Annotated in this window: 16 protein-coding genes and 1 pseudogene; 10 read left to right on the top strand and 7 right to left on the bottom strand. The window is 67.5% G+C overall.

Going from position 1 to position 23,813, the window contains the following annotated elements; translation table 11 throughout:
- The first annotated feature begins 25 nt into the window (after positions 1–25).
- The 3 genes and pseudogenes from OXG83_15255 to OXG83_15245 all read left to right on the top strand — a co-directional run bounded on the left by OXG83_15255 (position 26) and on the right by OXG83_15245 (position 4,079).
- Positions 26–1,798, top strand: a pseudogene (locus OXG83_15255) (glycoside hydrolase family 3 protein).
- A gap of 135 nt (positions 1,799–1,933) precedes the next feature.
- The gene (locus OXG83_15250; GenBank protein ID MCY3966391.1) at positions 1,934–2,431 is read left to right on the top strand and encodes a putative glycoside hydrolase; all 498 of its coding nucleotides are present in this window, start codon (positions 1,934–1,936) and stop codon (positions 2,429–2,431) included.
- Between the two features lie 16 nt (positions 2,432–2,447).
- Entirely contained in the window at positions 2,448–4,079 is a 1,632-nt protein-coding gene (locus OXG83_15245; protein MCY3966390.1) for a sodium:solute symporter, read from the top strand.
- Here the strand turns inward: OXG83_15245 and OXG83_15240 are convergent.
- On the bottom strand, positions 4,064–6,661 hold the full coding sequence (locus tag OXG83_15240; GenBank protein ID MCY3966389.1) for a sulfatase-like hydrolase/transferase: 2,598 nt from the start codon (positions 6,659–6,661) through the stop codon (positions 4,064–4,066). The two genes, OXG83_15245 and OXG83_15240, sit on opposite strands and share 16 nt — an antisense overlap.
- 40 nt (positions 6,662–6,701) lie before the next feature.
- Here OXG83_15240 and OXG83_15235 point away from each other — a divergent pair, with 40 nt between their 5' ends.
- The gene (locus OXG83_15235) at positions 6,702–7,352 is read left to right on the top strand and encodes a TetR family transcriptional regulator (protein ID MCY3966388.1); all 651 of its coding nucleotides are present in this window, start codon (positions 6,702–6,704) and stop codon (positions 7,350–7,352) included.
- 16 nt (positions 7,353–7,368) lie between these two features.
- Here the strand turns inward: OXG83_15235 and OXG83_15230 are convergent, their stop codons facing one another.
- A complete protein-coding gene (locus OXG83_15230; protein MCY3966387.1) occupies positions 7,369–8,631 on the bottom strand; it encodes an ATP-binding protein in 1,263 nt (420 codons plus the stop codon).
- A gap of 36 nt (positions 8,632–8,667) precedes the next feature.
- Between OXG83_15230 and OXG83_15225 the strand changes: the two genes are divergently transcribed.
- Both OXG83_15225 and OXG83_15220 read left to right on the top strand, forming a co-directional pair.
- A complete protein-coding gene (locus OXG83_15225) occupies positions 8,668–9,948 on the top strand; it encodes an aspartate aminotransferase family protein (protein ID MCY3966386.1) in 1,281 nt (426 codons plus the stop codon).
- Positions 9,926–10,924 (top strand): phosphotransferase, encoded by a 999-nt coding sequence (locus OXG83_15220; GenBank protein MCY3966385.1) that lies wholly within the window; start codon positions 9,926–9,928, stop codon positions 10,922–10,924. Before OXG83_15225 ends, OXG83_15220 begins: the two co-directional genes overlap by 23 nt.
- Positions 10,925–11,026: 102 nt before the next feature.
- Here OXG83_15220 and OXG83_15215 read toward each other — a convergent pair whose 3' ends face one another.
- The 3 genes from OXG83_15215 to OXG83_15205 are packed head-to-tail and all read right to left on the bottom strand — an operon-like array spanning position 11,027 to position 14,825.
- Positions 11,027–11,530: a GNAT family N-acetyltransferase gene (locus OXG83_15215; GenBank protein ID MCY3966384.1), complete on the bottom strand. Its 504-nt coding sequence runs from the start codon at positions 11,528–11,530 to the stop codon at positions 11,027–11,029.
- A complete protein-coding gene (locus tag OXG83_15210; protein ID MCY3966383.1) occupies positions 11,527–12,264 on the bottom strand; it encodes a gamma-glutamyl-gamma-aminobutyrate hydrolase family protein in 738 nt (245 codons plus the stop codon). Before OXG83_15210 ends, OXG83_15215 begins: the two co-directional genes overlap by 4 nt.
- Positions 12,265–12,266: 2 nt before the next feature.
- Positions 12,267–14,825, bottom strand: coding sequence for a DPP IV N-terminal domain-containing protein (locus OXG83_15205; GenBank protein MCY3966382.1), 2,559 nt, complete (start codon positions 14,823–14,825; stop codon positions 12,267–12,269).
- A gap of 31 nt (positions 14,826–14,856) precedes the next feature.
- On the opposite strand from OXG83_15205, the gene OXG83_15200 reads away from it, so the two are divergent.
- Together OXG83_15200 and OXG83_15195 are read left to right on the top strand one after the other, a co-directional pair.
- Positions 14,857–16,149, top strand: coding sequence for a hypothetical protein (locus tag OXG83_15200; GenBank protein ID MCY3966381.1), 1,293 nt, complete (start codon positions 14,857–14,859; stop codon positions 16,147–16,149).
- A gap of 134 nt (positions 16,150–16,283) precedes the next feature.
- Positions 16,284–18,032, top strand: coding sequence for a DUF3604 domain-containing protein (locus OXG83_15195; GenBank protein ID MCY3966380.1), 1,749 nt, complete (start codon positions 16,284–16,286; stop codon positions 18,030–18,032).
- A 1-nt stretch (position 18,033) separates the two neighbouring features.
- On the opposite strand, the gene OXG83_15190 is transcribed toward OXG83_15195, so the two are convergent.
- On the bottom strand, positions 18,034–19,944 hold the full coding sequence (locus tag OXG83_15190; GenBank protein ID MCY3966379.1) for a PQQ-binding-like beta-propeller repeat protein: 1,911 nt from the start codon (positions 19,942–19,944) through the stop codon (positions 18,034–18,036).
- 22 nt (positions 19,945–19,966) lie between these two features.
- Positions 19,967–21,670 (bottom strand): PQQ-binding-like beta-propeller repeat protein, encoded by a 1,704-nt coding sequence (locus OXG83_15185; protein MCY3966378.1) that lies wholly within the window; start codon positions 21,668–21,670, stop codon positions 19,967–19,969.
- A gap of 49 nt (positions 21,671–21,719) precedes the next feature.
- Here OXG83_15185 and OXG83_15180 point away from each other — a divergent pair, with 49 nt between their 5' ends.
- Positions 21,720–22,742: a hypothetical protein gene (locus tag OXG83_15180; protein ID MCY3966377.1), complete on the top strand. Its 1,023-nt coding sequence runs from the start codon at positions 21,720–21,722 to the stop codon at positions 22,740–22,742.
- Positions 22,743–22,825: 83 nt separating this feature from the next.
- On the top strand, positions 22,826–23,809 hold the full coding sequence (locus tag OXG83_15175) for a hypothetical protein (GenBank protein ID MCY3966376.1): 984 nt from the start codon (positions 22,826–22,828) through the stop codon (positions 23,807–23,809).
- Positions 23,810–23,813: the final 4 nt, after the last annotated feature.

Here is a 23,813-nt window from a genome sequence, read left to right as displayed (position 1 = left end):
GGTTCCGGCCGATCCGGAGCTCGAGGCGCGGGTCGACGCTCTGCTCGAGCGGATGACCGTCCGCGAGAAGGTCGGGCAGGTCATCCAGGCGGAAATCGGCTCGGTCACGCCGCGGGACGTGCGGCGGTACGACCTGGGCTCGGTGCTGAACGGCGGCGGCTCGTTTCCCGACGAGAACAAGCACGCCTCGCCGGAGAGCTGGCTGGCCCTGGCCGACGCGTTCCACGAAGCCTCGACCGACACCTCCGACGGTGGAGTCGGCATTCCCGTGATCTGGGGCGTGGACGCGGTGCACGGCCACAACAACGTGATCGGCGCCACGATCTTCCCCCACAACATCGGGCTCGGCGCGGCGCGCAATCCGGACCTGATCCGCCGCATCGGCGAGATCACGGCGCGCGAGGTGCTCGCCACCGGACTGGACTGGAACTTCGGGCCGACCGTCGCCGTGGCCCGGGACGATCGCTGGGGCCGCACCTACGAGAGCTACTCGGAAGACCCCAAAATCGTCGTCGAGTACGCACGCGCCCTGGTCGAGGGGCTCCAGGGCGCGGTCGGCAGTCCTGACTTCCTGGGCGAGGAGCGGGTGATCGCCACGGCGAAGCACTTCCTGGGCGACGGCGGCACCTTCGAAGGCCACGATCAGGGAGACACGCGGGCCAGCGAAGAGGACCTCCGCGACATCCACGGCGCTCCATACGTCGCCGCGCTCGATGCCGGTGCGCAGGCGGTGATGGCCTCGTTCAGCAGTTGGCACGGCCGCAAGCTGCACGGCCACGCCGGGCTCCTGACGGACGTGCTCAAGGGCCGCATGGCGTTCGACGGGCTCGTCGTCGGCGACTGGAACGGCCACGGCCAGTTGCCGAACTGCACGAACGAGAGCTGCGCCGACACGCTTCGAGCCGGCCTCGATCTGTTCATGGTCCCTGAAGACTGGCGGGCGCTCCACAGGAACACGCTCCGCCAGGTGCGTTCCGGCGAGATTCCCGAGGAGAGGCTCGACGACGCGGTCCGGCGCATCCTGAGGGTGAAGGCCCGAGCCGGCCTGCTCGACAGCAGCCGGCCCTCGGAACGGGCACTCGGCGGACGCTTCGAGCTGCTGGGCGCTCCCGAGCATCGCGAGGTGGCCCGCCAGGCGGTGCGCGAGTCGCTCGTCCTGCTGAAGAACAACGACAACCTGTTGCCGCTCGCTCCAAGCTCGCTCGTCCTGGTCGCGGGGCCGGCGGCCGACGACATCGGCCGGCAGAGCGGCGGCTGGACGCTGACCTGGCAGGGAACGGAGAACACGAACGACGACTTCCCGGGCGCCACCTCCATCTGGACCGGCATCCAACAGACCGTCGAGGCGGCGGGCGGCGAGGCCGTCCTCTGCCAGGGATGCGCGTACAGCGGCGGGCTGCCGGACGCCGCCATCTACGTGACCGGCGAGACGCCCTACGCCGAGGGCCAGGGCGACGTGACCAGTCTCGAGTACAGCCCGGGCGACAAGTCCGACGTCGAGCTGATGGGGAGGCTCCGGGCCGCCAACATTCCGGTCGTCACGATCTTCCTGTCCGGGCGACCGCTGTGGACGAACCCGGAGATCAACGCCTCCGACGCGTTCGTCGCCGCCTGGTTGCCGGGCTCCGAGGGCGGCGGCGTGGCCGACGTCATCTTCAGCGCGGCCGACGGCGAGGTTGCTCACGACTTCCAGGGCAAGCTCTCCTTCTCCTGGCCGCGCTCGCTGGACCAAACGGTCCTCAACGTCGGCGACCCGGACTACGACCCGCTCTTCCCCTACGGCTACGGCCTGACCTACGCCGACGACGGCGATCTCCCCGAACTGGACGAGACGCGGCCGGCCGGAACGTCGCCCGTTCGCACGACCGACGCCGGCGCGTCGTCCGGGCGCGTTCTGTTCGAAGGACGGACGGCGGAAGGGTGGCAATTCTACGTGGGCGACGAGGCGGACTGGCGGGTTTCCGCACCCGACGGCCGCGGCCAGACCCGCCGCCGCGTGTCCGGCGTCGTGCTCTCGGCCGTCGACCGCCGCGTCCAGGAGGATGCGAGGAAGGCGCAGTGGCGAGGCCGCAACGAGGCCCAGATCTACCTCCAGTCCAGTCCCATCGACCTGCGCACCGAGACGGCTGAAGGCATGACTCTCGAGATCGACTTCCTGGTGGAGCAAGCGCCCGCTCGGCGAGTCCAGATGCGGATGGACTGCGGCTACCCGTGTACGGGCGGTCTCCTCGTCTCGCCCATCTTCGCGGGCGTGCCCGAAGGAGCATGGGACACTCTGCAGATTCCTCTCCGCTGCTTCGAGGCTTCTGGAGCCGAGATGGACCGCATCGACACACCCTTCCTGATCACGACGGACGGGCCGTTCACGCTTCGTTTCTCACGCATCGCGATCGCACCCGCTGATCCCACCGCGCTGACGGCCGGTTGCTGAGCGAGGAGAACCCGCCATGCTGACGGCGAAGATCACCACCCTCGACTGGACGGTCGTCGCCCTCTACTTCGCCGGCGTCTTCGCCATCGCGCTCTGGGCCATCAGGCGCGTCCAGCACGGCGAACGGACCTCGTCGAGCTACTTCCTGGCCGGCCGCAACGTCGGCTGGTTCGTCGTCGGCGCGTCGCTGTTCGCCTCGAACATCGGCTCCGAACATCTCGTCGGCCTGGCAGGCACCGGCGCCGAGAGCGGCCTCGTCCTCGGGCAGTTCGAGCTCCAGGCCTCGCTCATCCTGCTCATCCTCGGGTGGCTGTTCGTGCCGTTCTACGTGAAGAGCGGCATCTTCACGATGCCCGAGTTCCTCGAGCGGCGCTACTCGCCCGCGGCGCGCTGGTACCTGTCGGTGATCTCGGTCATCGGCTACGTCCTGACCAAGATCTCGGTGACGATCTACGCGGGCGGCGTCGTCTTCGAGACCCTGATGGGGATCAACTTCTGGACCGGCGCCCTGGTGGTCGTCGTCATCACCGGGGTCTACACCGTGCTCGGCGGCCTCCGAGCCGTCGTCTACACCGACCTGCTGCAGGCCATCGTCCTGATCGTCGGCGCCTCCACGGTGACGATCCTCGGACTCGCCGAACTCGGCGGCTGGCGGGTCATGGTCGAGACCGCCGGTGACGGCTTCTTCGACATGTGGAAGCCGATGTCCGACCCGGACTTCCCCTGGACCGGGATCGCCTTCGGCGCGCCGATCATCGCCGTCTGGTACTGGTGCACCGACCAGTTCATCGTTCAGCGCGCACTCTCGGCGCGCGGCATCGACGACGCGCGGCGCGGGACGATCTTCGCCGGCTTCCTCAAGCAGTTGCCGCTGTTCCTGTTCGTCGTGCCGGGCGTGATCGCCTACTGCCTGTCGCAGTCCGGCAAGCTCGAACTCGCCTCCTCCGACCAGGCGCTGCCGGCGCTGGTCGTCGCGCTCCTGCCGGCCGGCTTCCGGGGACTCGTGGTCGCGGGCCTGCTGGCGGCCCTGATGAGCAGCCTCTCCTCCGTCTTCAACTCGTGCTCGACGCTGATCACGATCGACATCTACAAGAAGCTCCACCCGGGCGTCTCGGAGCGGCGCCTGGTCCTGGTCGGGCAGACGGCGACCGTGGGCCTGGTCGGCCTGGGCCTGCTCTGGATCCCCTTGATGCAGAACATCTCCGGCACGCTCTACCAGTACCTCCAGAGCGTCCAGGGCTACATCTCGCCGCCGATCACCGCGGTCTTCCTGCTCGGTCTGTTCTGGAAGCGCCTCAACGCCCAGGGCGCGATCGCGTCACTGGCCGTCGGCTTCGTTCTTGGCATGGGCCGGCTGGTGGCGGAGCTCAACAAGGACAGCCTGAGCGGCTTCCTCTACACCTTCGCAGACATCAACTTCATGCACGTCGCGATCTTCCTGTTCCTGATCTGCGCGGCCGTGCTGGTCGCGGTCAGCCTCTGGTTCCCGCCGCCGTCCGAGCAGCGCGTCGCCGGCCTGACCTGGAGCCGGGCGGGCAATGCCGAGCTTCTCGCCGAGTCCGACCCGGCGAAGCGACGGCTGGACCGGACGCTGTCCGTAGTGCTGGTCCTGATCGTCGCCGCGGTGATGGTCTACTTCTCGGGGTAGGCCGGCCGCGACCCCAGCAGAACCTCCATCATGCGATGCGCCGTTTCGGCGCCGCTGTTCTGGTTCTGGCCCGTCACCAGGCGTCCGTCGACGACGACGCGGCTCGCGAGCATGTCGCGAAACCTGGTCTCGCTCTCGAACAGCGCTCCGGCGGCGCGCAGGTCACGCTCCGGGTGCATCGGCGTGAAGGTGATGCCGAGTTCCTCGATCTGCTTGTCCGAAACGGCCGAGACGCGGCGGCCGCGCACCAGAGGGTCTCCGGCCGGAGTCACCGCCTGAAGCAGTCCCAGCGGACCATGGCACACGCCGCCGACCACGGATTCGCGGGCGTACGCCTCGCTGACCTTCCTGCCCAGTTCTTCCGACTGGCCGAGGTCGTACGCGGCGCCCCAGCCGCCGGCGAGAAACACGATGTCGTAGGCGCTTCCGTCCACGTCGGCGATCGCCAACGAGTTCTCGACCCTGGATTGAAACTCCGCATCCCGGAGATAGCGCTTGTCCTCCGGCGTGGCCACCGGCCACCGCACGGACTGGCGCTCGACCGGGATGGCGCCGCCCTGGATGCTCGCCACGTCGACCGTCATTCCGGCGTCCGCGAATGCGTAGTAAGGCACCGTCATCTCCGACGCCCAGACGCCGGTCGCCTTGCCCGAGTCGCCCAGCGTGTCGTGGCTGGTGGTCACGATGAGGGCGCGGTGGCCGGCGAGATCGATCGCGGGAATCTCGTAGTGGGCGTGAAGGCCCAGGCCGACGAGCACCCTCGGCAACCCCAGCCAGACGGCGGCCGCCAGCACGACGACGGCCAGCCCTGCTCCGGTCCATACTCTGGTCTTCATGAAGGTCTCCTTTGCACGGTCGTAGAAGTAGTTGATCGCTAGCTGTCGAGTCGGCGAGTAGAAGGCAGGCACCTCGAGCACCCCCACGCGCTCGGCGTAGGCCTCGTAGTCCGCCAGCATCTCGGAGAAGCGTTCGGGCTGTGCGGCGGCCAGATCGCGAGTCTCGCCCGGGTCCTCCGCCAGATCGAACAGGCGCCAGCGGCCGTCGCCGACAGGAGCACCGACCCGGACGAGCTTGTGGTCGCCCTTGAAGACGCCCCGGTGACCCGCCGTCTCGAATCCGACCGCCGCCCGCGGCGGATGGATCAGGGCCGAAGGATCGCGCAGCGCCGCGGCCAGGCTGCGGCCGTCGATGGGATGCTTGCCGGACGGAGTGGCGTCGCCCGCGCCGGTGAGCTCGAGAATCGTGGGAACCAGGTCCGTCACGAAGGTGAAGGCCGGAGCGATCCCTCGCGCCTCCACCCCCGGCCCGGCGATGATCAGGGGAACGCGAATTCCCCCCTCGCCGCCGTGGAACTTGTAGTACGCGAGCGGAGCGGCCGCCGCCCGCGCGAAGTGCGGGCCGATGATGCCGTAGCTCCCCTTCTCGCCGAGCGTCTCGAGGTCGCGGCGGTAGCCGACGCGCTCCGCCCACCGGTCGAACTGACCGCTCTGGCCCGGGTCGCCCGCCTCCGGGCCGTTGTCGGACAGCACGACGAAGACGGTGTTCTCCAGGAGCCCCTCGTGCCCGAGGTACTCGACCAGCCGCCCGAAGTGATGGTCCATCGCTTCGAGCATCGCCGCGTTGACCGCCATGTTCTTGGCGGCGAACGCCTTCTCGCCGGGCGAGAGAGCCTCCCAGTCCGCCTGCTCGGGCGTGGTCGACGGCACGGCGCCGGGCGGAAACACGCCCGCTTCGACGGCGCGGCGATGACGCTCCCGCCGCAGCGCGTCCCATCCTTCGTCGTACACGCCCTCGTAGCCTTCGATGAACTCGCGCGGCGCCTGAACCGGCAGGTGGACCGCCTGGAAGGCGAGGTAGGCGAAGAAGGGCTGTCGCTCACCATCCGTAACCCGATCCGTGTCGATGAACTCGACGAGCCTGTCCACGAGGTGCTCCGATGAGTAGAAGTCGGCCGGCAGGTCGGTCGGCTCGCCGTCGGCAAACCAGGGGGGCTCCCCGTAGATGGGCAGGTAGGGCTTCTTCTCGAAGTTGTCGGCGCCGGTGGCGTCGAGCGCGAACGTCCGATCGAAGCCGCGCGCGCTGGGCAGCGAGGTCGGAGCGTGACCGAGGTTCCACTTGCCGCTCAGGTAGGTGCGGTAGCCGGCGGCGCGCAGCCGGCTGGCGATCGTGATCACGTCCGTGCTCAACTCGCCCCGGTAGCCGGGTCGGCCGCGATGACGAAGCGGCGTGGCCACATGCAGGCTGGCGACGTCGGTCAGGTGCGAGTCGACCCCGGTGAGCAGCATGGCCCGCGACGGCGAGCACATCGGCGAGGCGTGGAAGTTCGTGAAGAGGACGCCGCGCGACGCGATCGCGTCGATGTGGGGAGTGCGAATCTCGCTTCCGTAGGCGCCCAGGTCCGTGAAGCCGACGTCGTCCGCGACCACGACGACGACGTTCGGCCGGGGTGAGGCCGGGGCCTCGGATTCCGCTGCCGTCGACGCCGACGCCTGAAGGGCCGCGACCGCCGCGAGCGTCGCCGCCAGGACTCGCCGGCCTGCACAGCGCCTCTTTCGTCGGCTGAAGATGAACCCGGGTCTCATCGCTCTGAACCTCGTCTGCTAATGTCTATCATTAGTCCTGATGGAAGTCATTAGCACGCGAGAGAAGCTCCTACGCGCCGCCGAGAAGCTGTTCGCCGAGCGGGGCGTCGGGCCGACCTCCACTCGCGCCATCCTGCGCGAAGCGGGCCAACGCAACGAATCGGCCCTCCAGTACCACTTCGGCGGCCGCGAAGGGCTCATCGACGCCATGTACGTCAAGCGCGGCGCGCAGATCGGGGAAGAGCGGGAGCGCATGCTGCACGAGCTGGATGAAGCCGGCGGGGCTCAGGACGTGCGCCGCCTGTGCGAGGTGGCGGTCATGCCTCCGGTGCGGATCGCCCGACGCGATCCGGAGTTCGCGCTCTTCCTGAAGGTCGTCGGGCAACTCGTCTTCCTGCCCGGCGAGGAGCTCCGCGAGGGCGCGATCCGCTACACGGGCGCGGGGGTGGGCGAAGTAGCGAAGCGAATCCGCGCGCAGCTTCGAATCCCCAGGGCGCTGGCGGACCGGCGCTTCGACCTGATGCACCGGATGGCGGCGCTGGCGCTCGCTCAGCGCGCGCTTTCCGGCGGCAGCTTCGACGGACCCGATGCCGAGCTGTTCTTCGAAACGCTGTTGGACGCGATGGCGGCCGTTCTTGAGGGACCGGTTTCCCCTTCGACCGAACGCGAGCTCTCGAGGCAGTCTCGATGAACCGGCGCGCCCGCATCTAGCCCGGAGGAGCGAAGAGCCAGGCAGCCGGCACGGCCAGGACTCCCGGCGCCAGATAGCGGACCTCCAGGTCGAGCGACACGACGAGGGCGCCCAGCAGCGGCTTGTCGAGAAGCGGTTCAAGGTCGCGCAGCGTCCTCGCGTCCGCCGACGACACCTTGCGCGACGTCTTGATCTCGAAAGCGACGAAGCCACTCTCGAGTTCGACCAGCAGGTCCACTTCCCGCCGGTCGTACGTCCTCAGGTGGAAGAAACCTGCGACTACGCCCGCGTTTCGCACCTGCTTGACGATCTCCGAGACCAGCGCCGACTCGAACTCTTCGCCTGTCCAGTCGCCGGTGCGATTGAGGATGGTGCGGAGGATCCCCGGATCGACGAAATGCACCTTCGGCATCTTCGCCAGACGCTTCTCGGGGTTGCGGAAGAACGGAGGGAGCTGAATCACCTGGTAGCTCAGCTCCAGATAGCGCAGGAATCGGCGCGCCGTTGCCGGCGCGATGCCCGCCGACCGCGCCAGGTCGCTGAAGTTGACGCCCCTACCGGAGCGGGTGGCGAGGACCCTCTGCGCCACGACGAACGGCTCCAGGTCTCGCAGTGCCGCAAGGTCGGCCACGTCCCGTTCCAGGTAGGTGCGCTGGAAGTCCCGCAACCAACTCCTCCGCTCGTCATCGGTCAGGTCGTCGTGGTGAACGACCGGCATGCCGCCGAAGCGGAGATAGCGCTCCAGGATCTCCGAGTAGCGTGCGCAGGTGCGATCGGTCGCCGGTTGGCCGAGCAGAACCTCATCCGTCCGGCAGCCCTCCTCAAGCCAAAGGACCAGACGCGAGGTCGGCAGCGGATCGTCCCAGGAAGACGTCGCCATCTCTGGCAGAGTGAGGGGCCAGAGTTCCTCGATCGCTGCCCGACCGGCCAGACTCTCCTTCACTCGGGAGAGCAGCAGGATCTGGCTGCTTCCGAGCAGGAAGTAGCGCACCTCCGGCGACTGGTCGTACGCCGCCTTGACGGTCTCGACCAGGGACGGCGCCTTTTGGACCTCGTCGAGGATGGCGTGTGGATACCGCTCGATCCACTCGGCCGCGGTCATCCGGGAGAACCCGGGGCGCACCGCCGGGTCCTCCAGGGAGATATAGGGTACGTCGGGGAAGCACCTCCGGATCAGCGTGGTCTTGCCCGTCTGTCGCGAACCGGTCAGGACGAGAAGCCGAGCAAGCCTGCTGGCGGCGCGCCGTCTCACACGGGACTCCATAGCGCGATTCTTCATGTCAAGCAACGATATTAGCGTAAAATCGGAACAATCGTGGCCGATCTGATCGCTCGGCGAGACGAGCTCCTCGGCGCCGGCGCCCCTCTCTTCTACGAGGAGCCGCTGACGATCGTGCGCGGCGAGGGCGTCTACCTCTTCGACGAAGGCGGGCGGCGCTACGTCGATATGTACAACAACGTTCCCTGCGTTGGGCACGCGCATCAGCGGGTCGTCGAAGCGATGGCCCGGCAGGCGGCGACCCTCAACGTCCATAGCCGCTATCTGCATCCCGGTGTCCTGAACTACGCCGAGAAGCTGCTCGACCGCCACGACGAGTCGCTGACTAGCGCGGTCTTCGCCTGCACCGGCACGGAGGCGAACGAAGTCGCGCTCCTGATGGCGCGCGCCGCGACCGGAAACCGGGGAATCCTCTGCACCGACTCGGCGTACCACGGCAACAGCACGGAAGTTGGTCGGCTGACCTTCGCGCGAAACCTCCCGCCTGAGAGCGAGTTCCGGAGCATCCCGTTTCCACAGACCTACCGCCCGCTGCGCCCGGGCGTTGCCGGGAAGGAACTGACGGACCTGTACCTCGACGAGATGCGCCGGGCGATCGACGACTTCGCCAGCAACGACATCTCCCTCGCCGGCATGCTCGTCTGCCCGATCCTCGCCAACGAAGGCCTGCCGAACATCCCGGAGGGCTTCATGGCGCGTGCCGTCGAACTCGTGCACGAGGCCGGTGGGCTCTTCATCGCGGACGAAGTCCAAGCCGGCTTCTGCCGGACGGGCCGCTGGTGGGGCTACGAGAAGATGGGCTTCGTACCCGACATCGTGACGATGGGAAAGCCCATCGGCAACGGAATGCCGATCTCGGCCGTGGTCGCGTCAAAGGACCTTGTCGACACGTTCCGGCGACGCTCGCGGTACTTCAATACGTTCGCCTCCAGCCCCCTCCAGGCCGCCGTGGGATCGGCGGTGCTCGACGTCATCGAGTCGGAGGGCCTGCGCCGGAACGTCGTCGAGACGGGCGCCCATCTTCGCCGCGGCCTGGAGGCCTTCCAGGAGACCTGCGAACCGATGGCGGAGGTGCGCGGCCACGGGCTGTTCCTCGGCGTCGAGTGGGTGAGCGACCGGGAGGCGAAGACGGCCGACGTCGACGGCGTCGTAGCCGTGGTGAACCGGCTGAAGGACAGGGGTTTCTTGACCAGCAACGCCGGAGCGCTGCGCAACGTGCTGAAGATCCGGCCACCGCTCTGCTTCAGGCGCGAGCACGCGGACGCCTTCCTGGACGCGTTCGGGGAGTCGCTTCGTGAGCTCGGCCACCTCGGCTGAGTCCCGCGAAGCGGAGTTCCACCGGGCAGCCGCGGCTGCCTGGCGGGAGTGGGACGAATCCCCCGCGCGCCTGGAGCTGGTCGCGCACCAGGAGAACGTCGTCTTCCGCGCGGAATCGGAGCGCGGCGCGAGCTTCGTCCTGCGCCTCCATCGACCCGGCTACCATGACCTGCCCGAGCTGATCTCCGAGCAGCACTGGACCGCGGCCCTGAACGTCGCCGGCGTCGGCGCACCGGTGCCGGTTCGGGCGCTGGACGGCCGGCGCTACGTCGAGGTGCCGGTAGGAGCGAACGAGTCGCGCCTCGCCGGCGTCTCGGAGTGGGTCGACGGCGAGGTCCTCTCGGACCTCGTCGACGAAGCGAGCGGCGAGCTCCTGGCCGAGTCCTTCGACGCCCTGGGCCGCATCGCGGCACGCATCCACAACCAGGCCGCCTCCTGGGAGCTGCCGCCGCACTTCACGAGACACTCCTTCGACGTCGACGGCTTCCTTGGCGAAGCACCGTTCTGGGGCCGCTTCTGGGAGGCCTCCGGACTCGACGAATCGGACCGTCGGCTCACTTCACGAGCTCGCGAGCACCTGCGGAAGCTCTTTGTGGACTTCGGCCAGGACGCGGAGAACTACAGCCTGATCCACGGCGACCTCCATCCCGGGAACATCCTGAAGACCAAGAACGGCCTGCGGGTCATCGACTTCGACGACGCCGGGTTTGGATGGCACCTGTACGAGCTGGCCGTCGCGCTCTTCCACTACCAGTCGAACCCGCACTTCGAGATGGTCCGGGACGCACTCGTCGCCGGCTACCGCTCTGAACGGCCCCTGAGCGACGAAGCGCTCGCTCTACTACCGGCCTTCCTGCTCATGCGCGCGCTGGCGATCCTCGGCTGGATCGACGCGCGTCCGGAACTCGGCCGCCGCGACGCCTTCGACCACGTACGCGGCCTGGTTCGGCGGCAGGCGGCGGCTCTGCTGGCCTAGAGCCGCCAAACCCGTCGCTGACTCCGTGTTTGGCCCCAGCCCCCACCTCGCCAGGAGGCCGCGTCGCAAAACTCGCTTCGCAGCGTTCTGCGGCGCAGCCTCCTAGCCGTCCCCCAGCGCCCGCTGCCAGATCGAAACGTCCCAGAAACGGCCGAACTTTCGACCCGCTTCCGACAACACGCCGACCTGGCTGTAGCCGAAGCGACGGTGCAGCCGCTCCGAGGCTTCGTTCGGCAGCGTGATCACCGCGAAGGCGCGACGAAGAGACTCGGCCTCGAGCACCGCCAGGAGCGCCGTGTAGAGGGCCGTGCCGACGCCGCGCCCCGTCTCGCCGTCCAGGCAGTAGACACTGGTTTCGACGCTCGTGGCGTAGGCGGGCCTGGATCGCCACTGCCCGCTCCAGGCGAAACCAACGACTCGGCCGGCCTCTTCGGCCACCAGCACACGGTGCGGACCCGTCGCATCGAAGCGGTCAAACCACTCCAGGCGCCGCTCGACGGACCAGGGTTCCACATCGAAGGTGAAGGCAGTGTGCTCCACATAGTGGTTGTAGAGCGCCGTCATCTGCGGCACGTCGGCGGCTTCAGCCGGCCTGATTCTCGTCATGGCCGGCCCGCTCCGGAACACTGTGCAACAAGCGCCCGGAACAGCCGGCCGCCGTCCTCCGCGGTGGTGACCTCGGGATGCCACTGCACGCCGATGCAGAACGGATGCTCGGGGTCCTCGAGCCCTTCGACGACGCCGTCCGGCGCGGTGGCGACAACTCGAAGACCGTCCCCGATGCGGCCGGCTCCCTGGTGATGGTGGGAGGCGACCTCGTGCTCGCTCCCCTGCATCGCGGCCGCCAGCTTCGTCCCGGGCTCCAGCGCCACCCGGTGGCGCGTGAACACGCCCAGAGTGTCCCGGTGCGGCTTCATGTCGACCCGGTCCGCCAGGTGCTGCTCCAGGTCGCCGCCGTAGAGGATGTTCAGGAGCTGGCAGCCCCGGCAGATCCCCAGGATCGGCATGCGCCGCTCGAGTGCCGCGCGGCCGATCGCGAGTTCGACGCGGTCGCGGATCTCGGTCGCCCGGTCGCTCTCCGGATGCGGCTCCGCACCGTAGATCTCCGGATCGAAGTCGCGGCCGCCCATGAAGACGATGCCGTCGAGATCGGCCAGCGCAGCCTCCGGATCCTCGTCGTAGGGCTCGACGCTGGGGATGAGAACCGGAGCCCCGCCGGCATCGGCGATGGCCGACACGTAGTTGTGCGGAGCCATCGAGACGACTTCGTCCCAAGGTCCCGCAACCGCGCGACTCACGTCGGCGACGATGCCGATTCTCGGTCTGCGGCGCGGGCACATCGTCACGGGCCATCCGGTTCCAGGTTCGGAAAGGCGGACTCTAGTTCGAAGGTCACGCCGCGCGGCGGCTCAGCTCCGAGCAGGTGCTCGACGAAGTAGTCCCAGGTGCGGAGCAGGGTGTACACGTCCCAACCGGCACCGTGGTCACGGTTCGGCAGAGCGAGGAGATCGTACGGCTTGTTCTCCTGGATCAGGGCGTCGACCAGCCGAAAGGTCTGTGCCTGGGGGACGCTCAGGTCCATATCTCCGTACATGAGCAAGAGCCGCCCCTCCAGGTTTCCCGCCATTCTGGTGATGTCGAGGGCCTCCCAGTTCTCGGGAGCCTCGTCCGGTCGGGTCCGGATCCTGCTGCCATCAACGTAGACCGGTGCCCCGATGAAGTTCATGTTGCCGGGGGACATCGCGGCGTAGTCGTAGACGCCGGCTCCGGAAACGGCGACATCGTAGAACTCGGGTCGGCTGAGGATGGCCTGAGCCGCGAAGGTCCCACCCCAGGACCAGCCGTAGATCCCCACCCGTTCGAGGTCCATCCCGGGCTTGAGTTCCGCCCACTGCCGGATCGCGGCCACGTGGTCCTCGATGCCGACGCGCGTGAACTCCGGGTAGCCCGCGTCGCGAAAGGCGCTGGAGCGCCCCGGCGTGCCGCGCCCGTCCGAGACCACGACCGCGAAACCCAGCCGCGCGAGCGCCGCCTCGGTCGCCGGGTTGAATGCGGCCACGGCTTCCACAAAGTTCCGCGGCGCCACGGCCACCTGGGGGCCTCCGTAGACGGCGTCGATCACCGGATGACGGCCGCCCTCGACCCTCCTCTGCGGCGCGTAGTAGACCGAGTAAACGTCCGTCTCTCCGTCCGCGGCGGTGAAGGCCCTGCGCTCAGGCGGTGTGTAGCCCGCCCTGAAGAGCGCCGAGGTGTCGGCCTTTTCGACCTCCGCCAGCACCTCCCCGTCCTCGGTGGACCGCAGCACGGTGACCGGCGCGCGATCGACCGTCGAGTAGGTGTCGAGGAAGACGCCGAGTTCGGTCCGAATCGACGAGTCCGGCCAGGTGAACCCGAACCGGCTCCGCCTGAACCAGAAAAAGTCGGGATCGAAGTGGTGGTCGGCCTCGTTCGGGGTGAGCAAGATCACTTCGCCGGCCCCGGACGAGGCAGGATCGAACGACACACGGTAGAGGTGGCGGAAGTATGGATCCCGGTCCGGCTCGCGGCCGCCGCCCGTGAAGTAGACCTGCCGATCCGTCTCGTCGACCTCGATGATGTCGAGCACCGCCCAGTCGCCCGTGGTGAGCGCACCCAGCAGATCGGCGGAACCGTCCTCGGTGAGTTCGTAGAGATAAAGGTGTCCCCAGCCGGTGCGGTCCGAGTACCACAACACCCATCGTTCGTCCTTCGGCCCCCGCACGAATCGCACGTTCGCGTGGCTGGACGTGCGGGTGTTCCTTTCGACCCGCGTCTCGCTCGTCTCCCACACCAACGGCGTGGCCCTGCCCGACTCGATGTCGACCGCGACCAGGGCGCCACTCTTGCCGGCGTAGCCCGCCGCCAGCAGGTACAGCCGTTCACGCTCCAGGTCCCACTCGACGTCGTGGCCCACGAACTCCAACGTGCGGAGAGCTTCCGGGAGCGATTCACGGTCGAAGTCGACCCGCAACCGCCCGCCTTTCTCGGTATCGAAAAGGAACCAGTCGACACCCGTGGTTTCGGCATCGCCGGCCAGCGGCAGACGTAGCGTGTGCGCGACGGGTCGGCGACTGCCATCGGTGGGCACCCACTCCACGAAGGGGACGGTCTTCACCGATCGCTCGTCGATTCGCGGCACCAGCAGGTAGCGGCCGCCCGGAGACCACTCGGTCAGGTAGGGAGGTAGCGACAGCCCCTTGTTCCTGGCCGCGATCGTCATCGGCGATGAATCCGGCCACTTGCCGTAGGAGTAGTAGGGCTCGCCGTCGAACGTGAGCCGGGTCTCGTCGCCGGTCATGAAGCTGTACAGGAACAGATCGTTGTCACGGGTCAGGACCGCCAACCTTGCGCCCGGGGCCGGCCACTTGCCAGGCTGTCCGTCCGGCTCTCTCGGCGGGATCTCCTCCGCCTCGCAGCGGTAGTCGAACACGGAGCACTCGATGCGGTGGGCGTCAGCGCGGCCTGTCAGCTTCGTCAGGCTGCCCGAGAGCCGGAGGTCGACCAGACCCTCCAGGGTCGGCGGTTCCGCGTCGGCGACCTCCGCGCCGGCCTCGGTCAGAGCCTCGGCGATCGACGCGGCCATCCGCGCATGGTCGAACGCGGGACGGCGTGACCGCGTCTGGAGGTCGAACACCGCGAGTTCGGGGCCCATGTCGCCATGGCGCTGGTACCAGAAACCTGCTCCGCTGCCCGGGTCGAGCCAGTGCGGGGCGACCTCCGCGTTGTGGAGCAGGCGGAGCAGGTTGCCTTCGACGAGCGCCGCCGCGGCCAAGTAATCGTCCGCGTCCGGTCCGGCTTGTCGACCGCTCTCACAGCCCATGACAGCGAGAATCGATGCCAGCACGATGGCTGCCGGAGCGTGGCGGCTGCGGTAAGCTCGCACGGATCCAGACCTGTTCTGCAAGGGAGTAGCGATGACGAGTCGACGCCTGGTTGGTCTTGCTCTCTGCCTGTTCTTCGCCGCGGCCGCGCATGGAGCCGCGGAGGCAGATGGACCGACATTCTACGAGGACGTCCTGCCCATCCTGCAGGAGAACTGCCAGGAGTGTCACCGGCCGTCGGGCGGCAAGATCTACCGTGGCGGCGTGCCGATGTCGCTGACGACCTTCGAAGACGCCCGCCCCTGGGCGCGCGCGATCGTCCGCCAGACGGCCTCGAAGGAGATGCCGCCGTGGGACGCCTCCGAGCACTTCGACGGCGTGTTCAGGAACGAGCGCGGCCTGACCGACGAGGAGATTGCGACGATCAAGCGCTGGGTCGAGGCGGGCGCCCAGCCCGGCCGGCCGGAGGACGGGCCGGAGCCGATCGACTGGTCCGACGATGAGGGCTGGCTCTTTCCCGATCCCGACCTGGTGATCAAGATGCCCGAGCCCTACTACGTCGAGGACGACATCAAGGACATCTACACCAAGCACCGCCTGGTGCTGACCCCGGAAATCCTGCCCGAGGACAAGTGGGTACAGGAGATCGAGTTCCGCCGCGGCAGCGAGCTGGTCCACCACTTCAACATCTTCGTCAAGGGGCCCAACGACGAGGAGACCCGCGGGGACGGCCACTTCCTCGGCGGCGCCACCTCCGGCTCGCCGCCTCACGTGTGGCCCGAGGGCTACGGCTCACTGCTCGAGGTCGGCGCGACGCTGACCTTCGACCTGCACTACCACAAGGAGCCGGGCCCCGGCAGCGGCGGCTGGGACCAGTCGTCGATCGCGCTGAAGTTCGCGACCAGGCCGGTCACGCACCCGGTCCACTTCTTCCCGATCAGCAACTACGAGTTCGAGATTCCGGCCCGCCACGCCTACTGGCACGACACCGCCGAGCGCACCTTCGACCGCGAGGTCACGGTCCTCGGCATGCTCCCCCACATGCACATGCGTGGGCGCGAGTCGAAGTACACCGCCTTCTACCCGGACGGCAGCGAGGAGCTGATCCTCCACGTGCCCGACTGGGACTTCGACTGGCAGGAGATCTACTGGTACGACGAGCCGAAGGTGCTGCCGAAGGGCACCCGCCTGCGGATCGACATGTGGTTCGACAACTCGCCCGAGGAGGCGGAACGCTGGGGCTTCAACCCGGACCGCGACGTCGTCTTCGGCCCCATGTCGACCGACGAGATGCTGATGGGCTTCATCTCCTGCGTCTACAGCGACGGGGAGCCGCCTAGACCGCGAGGACGCGGTCGAGCGACCGAGACCGCCGGCGGCGAGTAGAGGTCGTCCTCCTGAACAGCGCCAAGACATGTGCGCGTAGCGGTGTCTGGCTGACGGCTCTTCTTCTCCTGCCTCTCGGTTGCGCGGATGATCCTGCCGGGGTCCCGGCTCGAGCCAGCGATGAGGCCGCTCCGATGGAGCAGAGATCATCGACTCGAAACGCGTACTTCGGCGACCTTCACGTCCACACCAAGTACTCCTTCGACGCCTACATCTACGGCACCCGCAACGATCCCGACGACGCCTACAGGTTCGCCAGGGGAGAAGCGCTGACCCACCCAGCCGGAATCGAGATGCGCCTCGAGGCCCCGCTCGACTTCCTCGCGGTCGCCGACCATGCCACCTACCTGGGCATGTTCGAGCAGATGGACAACCCCGATTCCGAGGTTGGCCGACATCCGCTGTCGATCGCACTTCGAAGCGCCGAAACGCCCGACGATCGCACCGCCGTTTTCCGGGAAGTGCTGCCGCGCCAGAGAGGATATGTCGACCCGGACGACCTGCTCGATCTCGGCATCGTGGAGAGCGCATGGCGGGAGATCGTCGCTGCCGCTGAGCGCCACAACGATCCAGGCACGTTCACCACCCTCATCGCCTACGAGTTCACTGCCAGCGGTCCCAGCGGGGAGAACCTGCATCGAAACGTGATCTTCCGTGGCTCGAACGTGCCGAGAATCCCTTTCAGTCGCATCGACGCCAGGAACAACCCGGAAAAGCTGTGGGACTGGATGGACCGGCAGCGCGAGCAGGGCATCGAGTCCCTGGCGATCCCGCACAACTCCAACGGTTCAGACGGCTGGATGTTCCGGTTGACCGATCGAGAAGGCAATGCTCTCGACCAGGCCGGCGCCGAGCAGCGGATGCGAAACGAGCCGCTGGTCGAGGTAACCCAGGTCAAGGGCACCTCCGACACGCATCCGCTCCTGTCTCCGAACGACGAGTGGGCTGACTTCGGGATCATCGAGGGGACCATCGGCAATGACTCTCCGAGCAAGCCCCAGGGCAGCTACGTACGCGATGCCTACCTGAACGGCCTGGCCATGGAAGAGGAGCAGGGCTTCAATCCCTTTCGCTTCGGCCTCATCGGCTCCTCGGATACCCACAATGCGGCCGGATCGTTTCGGGAAGAGGACTACTGGAGCAAGGCCGGCCTGTTGGACATCACGCCGGAGCAGCGAGGGTCGGTTCCCCGGGCCGAAACCGGCGAGTACAGCGACGGGTCCAGCCAGTACTGGGGCGCCTCGGGCCTGGCCGCCGTGTGGGCCGAATCCAACACCAGGGAGGACATCTTTCGCGCCTTGCAGCGTAAGGAGACCTTTGCCACTACCGGCCCTCGCATGCGGGTCCGCTTCTTCGCCGGCTACGACCTCGACGAGACGACGCTGGCTGGATCCGACAGGCTCACCAGGGCCTACGCCGACGGCGTCCCCATGGGAGGAGACCTGGTGGCCGATGGCGAGCAACGAGCTCCACGCTTTCTGCTGTGGGCGACCAGGGATCCCGCCGCCGCTCCCCTCGCTCGAGTGCAAGTGATCAAGGGATGGACAGGGAACGGTGAGAAGAAGGAGCGGGTCTACGACGCAGCCTGCTCCGATGGCTCGACCCCGGGCGACACCCACCGCTGCCCCGACAACGGGGCCACCGTGGATCTGAGCACCTGCGCGACGACGGAAGGCCAAGGTGCTTCGGAACTCGAGGCGTTATGGCAGGACCCCGACTTCGATCCTGGCCAACGCGCCTTCTACTACGTTCGCGTGCTGCAGAATCCGACCTGCCGCTGGTCGACGTGGGATGCGATCCGGGCGGGAACGCCGCCGAAGCCCGGCCTGCCAGCCACCATCCAGGAGCGTGCCTGGTCGTCGCCCATCTGGTACGTCCCTTGACCTATTCGAGTCCGAACGCCAGCAGCACGTTGCCCGTCCCTGACGCGTAGCCCGACCCCGTGAACAGCATGCCGTCGACGACGGTTGGCCCCGGACCGTTCAGCATGCCGCCCCTGGCCGGCACATCGTTGACGGTCTCGAACTCCTGGGCCGTGTCGTATTCCCAGATGACGCGGCCGTCGGTGGTCGAGTACGCGCGAAGCATGCCGTCCATGGCGCCGGCGAAGACCACGCCCGGGATCGCCGTCGCCGCCGCGTCCTGCCCGGAGCCGCACCGTAGCGGGGAGGGGTCGGGACAGTTGGCCGCCGGCGTCGGCGTGTACCACACCGGCTCGCCCGTCTCCACGCGAATCGCGGCCAGGCCGCCCTTCGACCGCGACGGCGTAGCAATCCCGCGGTGCTCCGACGGTTGGTACAGGAGGGGGAAGTAGGCGAGCCGCCCGTCGCTGGCACCACCGAACGTGATGTTCGCGCGATTCTCCGTGTCCGCGCCCGCGTAGAGTTCCCACAGCACCGCCCCCTCGCGGTCAGGGTCGAGCGCATAGACCCGGCCATTCTGCTGGCCGACGACGAGAATCGTCCGCCCGTCCGGCAGCGTGTGAAGCATGACCGCCACCACATCGACATCGACGTTTTCGGCAAGCTTCTCGGGATCGGGGCAGTTGAGGTTCGCGATGCGCTCGGGATCCGCTCGCTTGGGATCCCTCGGTTGGCCTTGCACATCGATCCGGCCGGGACACCTGCTGAGGTAGGCATCCATGGCCGTCAACTGGTTCAACCACAGCCGCTTCCCGGTCTCGATATCGAAGGCGATGACGGCGTCGGTGTCATTGGCCGCGGGCGCGGTGTAGCCGTTGCCACTACCGATGTACAAGGCCCCTCGAGCAGCATCGATGACCGGCGCGCCCCAGACCGCGCCCCCGGCCGGGGCCCACTGTTGGGTGCCCTGCGCGTTCTTCGTCGTGGGTCTGGGTTCTTCGGCAATCGCGTAGCTCTTCCAGATCTGCTCGCCCGTGTTCGCGTCATACGCCACCACGCTGCCCCGGAATGTGCAGCACTCGTACCAGAGGTGGCGGCCTGCCAGTTCTTCCAGTGAGGAAACGGGGACGTAGAGCCGGCCGGCGTGCAGCTTGGGGGCGGCGGTGATGCGCGCGATCGGATGAGTGTCGGCGCGTTGCGTCCACAGCAGTTCACCGGTTTCGGCATTGACGGCATAGACGTTCGCCCTGGCGTCCCCGAAGTACGCGGCGTAGCGCGCCGTCCCCGCGCCCGTGACGGGTCCGATGGTGACGGAGGAGCGGACGACCCATTGCGACTCGAAGGACCAGTAGACACAACCGCTCGCTGCGTCCAACGAGTAGACATAACCCGTGTCGGATCCCGCGTAGAGCCTTCCCCCCACGACCGTCGGCGAACCAGCGGCGGCTCTGACCCCGCCCGGGTATCCGAACGCCCACTTCAGCGTCAGGCGCGGCACCTGGTCCGCGGTCAACCCGGCGGCCGCGGCCGGCTGGAAGCGCGAGTTGCCGCCATCCGGGCTCCAGCCGTTCCACCCCGCGCCGGCGAACGGGTCGTCGAACGGTTTGCTCGGACACGGATTGGGCATCGATGCGGCATCCCCGCCAGCCGTCCCCAGCGCACGGCCCGCGGTCCACTGAGCCACCTCCCGCCTCTCCTCGTCGGTCAGCCCGGGCACCTCCACCGACATCGCGCCGGTCGTCAGCGACTCGAGCACGAACTCGGGTGTGAACTGCCGCAGCGCCTCCCGATCCGGGGCTCGGGAACCGGGCTCCGGGCTTCCATGACAGGGCGCGCAGTGCTCCTCGAACAATGAGCCGCCCGGCTGGGCCCATCCAGCCACGGGCGTCAGGATCGCAGCCGTCATCACCGAAACACGAAGGAGTCTCGGCATGGCGGTGTCCTCCCCCCGGACCTCAGGGCAACGCGAACACGAAGACGCCGCTACCGCCCCGCGGGTTGTGTTCGTCGGGTATGAGGTCGGCCGGGAGAAGCGTCGCCCAGCTCGATCGGCTGATCGACCGGCCGGCCACGAACGCGACGAACTGCTTGCCGTCCACGGCATAGGTGATCGGGAACCCGTTCGCCATCGTCGGGAGCCGGCTCTGCCAGAGCGGCTCGCCGTTTCGCACGTCGTAGGCGTAGACGTGGCGGCCCCAGTCGCCGATGAACACGAGGTCCCCGCCGGTCGTCAGCGCCGCCGTGTTGAAGGGCACCCGGAGGCGCTGGCGCCAGAGGGTCTCGCCGGTCCGCAGGTCCAGTGCTCGAAACTCGCCCAGTTCGTTCGGCGCCTGCGGATGAAAGTGATTCGTCCGTCCGGGCCTGCTGCCTCCGCCGCCGCCCCCGGCGCGTTTCTCGACCGGGCCGAATGTGACGGTCTGACAACTGAGATTGAGCGGCACGTAGAACGCCTCGGTCCCGGGGTGATACGCCATCGCCCGCAGGCTTTTGAAGCCAGCAGTACTGGGGCAGAAGGAGAGCTCCTCGCCGACGTCAGCTAGCATCCCGTCCCGGTAAGTCACCTCACCGGTCCGCGAGTCGACATCCAGGATGTTCTGATAGCCGAGGTCGGTCGCGCGCCCGAACTCGCCCGTGACCCGGTCGATCTCCCACAAAATCCCGAGCTTGCCCATCGTGAACAGCGAACGCTTGCCGTCGTAGTCGATCAGGATGCGCTCGAACGACTCGTCCATGTCGTGCGCATCGCCCGGGATGTGCTGGTAGTACCACCTCATCTCACCGGTCGCAGGGTCGAGCGCGAGCGTCGAGTTGCTGTAGAGGGCGGCGCCGTCGGTGCCGCGTGCGTCGCGGTTGTGCGGCTTCGGCTGCGACGTACCCCAGTAGACGAGCCCGGTGACCGGGTCATAGCTCCCGGTCATCCAGGCGTCGCTCCCCGCGCGAAACATGAGCGGCAAGTCGCCCCAGGTGTCGCCGCCGCGCTCGCCGGGCCGGGCGATCGTCGAGGTTCGCCAGAGCAACCGGCCGGTGCGGCCGTCGACGCCGACGACGTAGCAGGTGTCGTCACGGTAGCGCCCGCAGCCTGTCAGGCCGGCGACGATCGTCCCATCGGCGACGATCGGTCCGTTCGAAAAGGTAAAGCCTTCCTGATCGCCCCCGACCGGCGTATCCCAGCGCGCCTCGCCCGTCCGGGCATCCAGCCCGACGATGTGCGCATCGACCGTGTTCAGGATCACCAGATCCTGGTAGAGGGCCATGCTGCGCGTCTGCGCCGCGCTTCGGCGTCGCACGTCCAGCTCACGGCGGTACTCCCACATGAAGTCGCCGGTGCGCGCGTCGAGCGCCTGGACCACATTGCCTGGGTTCGCGACATACATGACGCCGTCGTGCACGATCGGCGTCGTCTGCGACACTCCGGGTTCGAGGCCCCAGGACCAGGCGAGCCGGAGCTGTTCGACATTGCTCAGGTCGATCTGTTCAAGCGGGCTGTACCCCCATCCATTCAGTGTGCGCCGCCAGTTCAACCAGTCCGCCGGGTCGGGATCCTGCAGCATCGCATCCGTCACCGGGGTGAAGTCCCGGCCCTGGGCCTGGGCGAGATTCGCCGTCGCCATGGCGAAGGCGGCGCATATGTAGGCTGTGACCAATGCGCGACCCTTCATGTCAACCTCCAGCGATGACTCTACACTTCACTCAATCCAGGAGAAGGGCATGGCGCTAGAGAACTACGCCGATCTCGTTCAAACAACCTGGTACCCGCCACGAGAGTCAGATGCAGGCGTGCGCTTCAGAGTCCTCGACGAGAAGCCTCGAAGCACGAACGCCCATGGGAACGATAATGTGGGTTTCGCGGCCGACTATCGGGAATACAGTGCTCAGTGCGGAGTCATCCGCCCGGTGAGCCTCTACCGCCGGAACCTAGGTCCTGTCTTTGAAAGGGTTCTGACGGCACCGCCCGGTGCCGTCATTATCGAAACAGGGTGTGGTGTAGGTATCGGAGCGCTTGGCATCAAGAGACAGCATATGGCGCGCGGCCCCGGCGTCGTTCACTACCTGGCCCTGGATGCTCAGGGCCATATGGATCAGGTGTTTCGTGATCTATCACGCCAGGGAGTGGCCGTCGACGGACTGGTTCGAAGGGCCTTGTGCCAGACCCTGGAGTTGCAACCCGATGCAACGGACCGAGCGGTACTCGCGGAGATCATGGCCTGCCTGATGAGCGGACTTGCCTTTCTGCCACATGGCATGGCCGAAGATGTGTTGAGGAATGCACTCATCCCCGAACGAATCGCCCAGCCGGTTCTCTGGTTCGAGCAGCAGGGGGCGCGTCAATACAGTCCTGACAAGCTGCCGCTTTACCTTGGTGTCCTGCGGCAACTGTTTCAGGGGAACGCGGACTCGATGGGGATGTGCCATCTGATCGGGATGGATACCGGGTACAGTCTCGCCTTTGTGGAAGTACCCGGTGGATTCATTCCTCTCGAGTACTACCTCGAGCATCATTTCGGGGATATGTTCCACGTCGAGATGGTGCCGGATGCACAGGGAGTCAAGGTGGAAACATGTGCCGCGATGACGCTGCACCTGTACCGGCCGGGTCGACCGCCTGATGAGATCGACCTGGGGCTTGAGCTGGCTTGTTACATGATCATCGAGATCGACTTCGGTCCAAGCCCGACGACAGGACAGGATCGGAAGGTGCTGGCGCCGGCGAGCTTGTATCGTCGGCCGTAGGCTGACCCCCGAGGGGTGTAGGCTAGGCACTCTCGTATAGAGCACGATCGTGAACCTCTGCCGCAGCGGCGAAGGGAGGACCCATGCGAGGCGTTTTCCTGCAGCTACTTGTTCTGGCTCTCGCGGCCGGGGCGGCCGCCGAGAGCGGCTGGAAAGCGCCGCGCAACGCCTTCGGTCAGCCTGATCTCCAGGGGGTCTGGGCCAACAACATCGCGACTCCGCTCGAGCGGCCCGAGGCCCTGGCCGGTCGGGAGACCCTTACCGACGCCGAGCTGGCCGCGATCCGGGAGCGGGCCGAGTCGCTCTTCGGTCTCGATAGTGGTGATGCCGCGTTTGGCGACAGCGTCTTCAACCTCGCTCTGAACGAGGCAGAGTCGTTCACGTCGACGGACGCCGCCACCGGCAACTACAACCAGTTCTGGGTCGCCGAGCGCGACTGGGACAATCGCACCTCGCTGATCGTCGACCCTCCGAACGGCCGTCTGCCCCCCCTGACGGACGAAGGCGAGAAGCGTGCCGCCGCGCTTCGTGCGGCCAGAAACGCACGGGCAGCGGGTCCGGAGGATCGCAGCCTCACCGAGCGCTGCATCTCCTTCGGCGTACCTCGCCTCCGCGCCGCCTACAACAGCTACACCCAAATCTTCCAGGGCGAGGACCATGTCGTCTTGCTCATGGAGATGATTCACGACGCGCGCGTCGTCCCGATCGACGGCAGGCCCCACCTGCCGGAGGACGTCCGGCTCTGGCACGGCGACTCGAGGGGCCACTGGGAAGGCGAGACTCTAGTCATCGAGACCCGCAACTTCTCGGACACCGGTGGCTATCGGGGAGCGACCGGCAACTTACAGCTCGTGGAACGGCTGACTCGGGTGGGGCCCGAGACCCTGGAGTACGTGGTCACGCTCGACGATCCGCAGACCTGGACGGAGCCGTGGACCGTGATGATCCCGCTCAGGAAGTCGCCCGACGATCTCTTCGAGTTCGCCTGTCACGAGGGTAACTACGGCCTGGAGGGGATCCTCGCCGGGGCGCGGGCAGAAGAGGCGGCGCTGGCGGCATCAAGATAAACGA

Source organism: Acidobacteriota bacterium, assembly GCA_026707545.1.
In the GTDB taxonomy this organism is placed as follows: Bacteria; Acidobacteriota; Thermoanaerobaculia; order Multivoradales; family Multivoraceae; genus Multivorans.
Note: the sequence above shows the minus strand (reverse complement) of the source record. Positions and strands in the feature narration are given on the sequence as shown.